The organism is Gordonia sp. i37 (assembly GCF_002043085.1).
Classification (GTDB): domain Bacteria; phylum Actinomycetota; class Actinomycetes; order Mycobacteriales; family Mycobacteriaceae; genus Gordonia; species Gordonia polyisoprenivorans.
The window spans coordinates 1-837 of record NZ_MVPX01000401.1; the positions used below are offsets into that span (position 1 = coordinate 1).

Annotated in this window: 1 protein-coding gene and 2 pseudogenes; 2 read left to right on the top strand and 1 reads right to left on the bottom strand. The window is 68.6% G+C overall.

Annotated elements, in window-relative coordinates:
- A pseudogene (locus B1964_RS19850) lies at positions 1–223 on the bottom strand (MATE family efflux transporter); the annotation flags it as partial.
- A gap of 7 nt (positions 224–230) precedes the next feature.
- Between B1964_RS19850 and B1964_RS19855 the strand changes: the two are divergent.
- Together B1964_RS19855 and B1964_RS19860 are read left to right on the top strand one after the other, a co-directional pair.
- Entirely contained in the window at positions 231–425 is a 195-nt protein-coding gene (locus tag B1964_RS19855) for an ABC transporter permease subunit (protein WP_020169905.1), read from the top strand.
- A gap of 24 nt (positions 426–449) precedes the next feature.
- Positions 450–837: pseudogene (locus B1964_RS19860) on the top strand (ABC transporter permease); the annotation flags it as partial.

Sequence of the window (837 nt, forward strand, 5' to 3'; positions counted from 1 at the left end):
CCGACCTGACGAACCGCATCAACATCAGGGCCGCGGTGGTGGCGAGACCGCACGTGAGTCCCCACCAGCCCCCTGCCGCGTTCAGTCCGAGCGGGAAGGCCAGGATCAGTGCGGTGGGCACGCCGACTACCCAGTAGCCGATCAACGACAAGCGAAAGCCGGACACGGTATCGCCGAGCCCGCGCAGGAGTCCCACGCCGATCGCGGCGTCGCTCGCCACCACGGTCGGGATGGTTCTCGGGGGCGCTCTCGTCGTGGAGACGATCTTCAACTACCCCGGCGTCGGCGCGGTACTCGCCGGCGCGGTCACCGACCGCGATGCTCCGGTCGTGGCCGCGGTCGTGGCGCTGACGGGTGTGGTGATCACCGGTTTGTTGATTCTCGCTGATGCGTTGCGTACATGGGCCGTTCGGGGGCGAGCGTGAAGCGCGGTGTACCCGCGGTCGCCGTTGGCGAGGGTCGGTGTCCTGATCCCGGCCGGACTGATCATCGGCATGGCCCTGCTGGCGCCCGTGTTCGTCGACACGTCACAGACCGGGGGCGACATCCCCTTCACCGGGCCTTCGGCGAACAGCTGGCTGGGGACCGACCACCTGGGCCGGAACATGTTGCCGCAGTTGCTGGTCGGCGGCCGTGAGATCATCGTCGTGGCGATGACGATCGCCGTCGTCGTCACTTTCCTCGCCGCAATTCTCGGGACCACGGCAGCTCTGCGCCCCCGGCTGGGCGTCGTCATCGAACGGACGGTTGACGGCGCGATGCTGGTGCCACCCATCCTGGCCATCATGCTGGTGCTCTTGTCGTGGCCCGCCGGCGGTACCGTGGGCCTCGTCCTGG

Coding starts and splice junctions, on each gene's coding strand:
- B1964_RS19855 (WP_020169905.1), top strand. CDS start 231: ATGGTTCTCGGGGGCGCTCTCGTCGTGGAGACGATCTTCAACTACCCC.